Source organism: Glaciecola siphonariae, from assembly GCF_042652645.1.
Taxonomy (GTDB): Bacteria; Pseudomonadota; Gammaproteobacteria; order Enterobacterales; family Alteromonadaceae; genus Glaciecola; species Glaciecola siphonariae.
On record NZ_JBHSGU010000006.1, the window covers coordinates 1 to 1,202 of the forward strand.

Annotated in this window: 1 protein-coding gene; it reads right to left on the bottom strand. The window is 42.5% G+C overall.

Features of this window, described 5'->3' with window-relative positions:
* Positions 1-57 precede the first annotated feature (57 nt).
* Complete coding sequence (locus ACFO4O_RS14020; protein WP_382409627.1) at positions 58-1,098, bottom strand: IS481 family transposase; 1,041 nt, start codon at positions 1,096-1,098, stop codon at positions 58-60.
* Between the last annotated feature and the right edge of the window lie 104 nt (positions 1,099-1,202).

Consider the following 1,202-nt stretch of genomic DNA (forward strand, 5'->3'; position numbering starts at 1 on the left):
TGTACTAGCTCAGACTTGATCTGACACTTACCCGCTTTTCAATCGGTGCCTGTCAGATTAGATTTGAGCTAAGTTCTTTTCAGCCCAAATCGATTTACTATCAAGTAATGTTTCCATCGGCGTTCTGCCGCAGCACATTTTGCCCTGATGAGTACGTTTATTGTTGTAGAAATCGATCCAGTCGTCCAGATCTTTCTGCAACTCCTCCATCGTTGAGTATAGCTTTTTACGGAACGTAACCTGATAAAACTCGTTGAGAATCGTTTTGTGGAAGCGTTCGCATATGCCATTCGTTTGCGGTGACATCGCTTTGGTTTTCGTATGGTCAATATCGTTTATTGCCAGGTATAGCTGATAATCATGCTGTTCTACTTTGCCACAATATTCGGTACCTCGGTCAGTGAGTATGCGCAACATAGGAAGCTCTTGTCGCTCGAAGAACGGTAGCACTTTATCATTTAGCATATCTGCTGCCGTGATAGGTGTTTTCGTCGTGTAGAGCTTAGCAAATGCAATCTTGCTGTAAGTATCAACGAAGGTCTGCTGATAGATGCGGCCAACGCCTTTCATATTGCCTACATAGAACGTGTCTTGTGAGCCAAGATATCCCGCATGCTCAGTTTCTATCTCTCCACATGCCTCATCATCGAGCTTTTTCTTCTCAAGTGCGGCCACCTGTGAGTCAGTCAATATAATGCCATCATTGGCTACTTTATCTTCGAGAGCTTTGAGGCGTTTTTTAAAGTTTTCTAGGTTGTGTCTAACCCATATTGAGCGAACACCGCTGCCTGAAACAAAGACACCTTTCTTGCGTAGTTCGTTGCTGGCTCTGTGCTGGCCATATGCAGGGAAGTCGATAGCGTATTCTACAACTGCCTTTTCAGTTGCCTCATCCACGCGATTCTTCATATTTGGCGTTCTTCGACTTTTATTCATCAAAGAATCGATACCGCCTTCTTCAACCAATTCTTGATATCGGTAAAAAGTATCGCGTGAAACGCCCATAACTTTGCAAGCTTTAGATACGTTTCCGAGTTCTTCAGCTAAATTGAGTAAACCTGCTTTGTGTTTAATGATTGGATTGCTAGTATGCAACATGAGAGTTACCTTTTTGTTTTGTTAATAAAGATTCGACACCTTTATCAAAACGGGTAACTCTCTCTTTTGCAAGAGGATTGTCAGATTAAGTCGAGACTAATTCA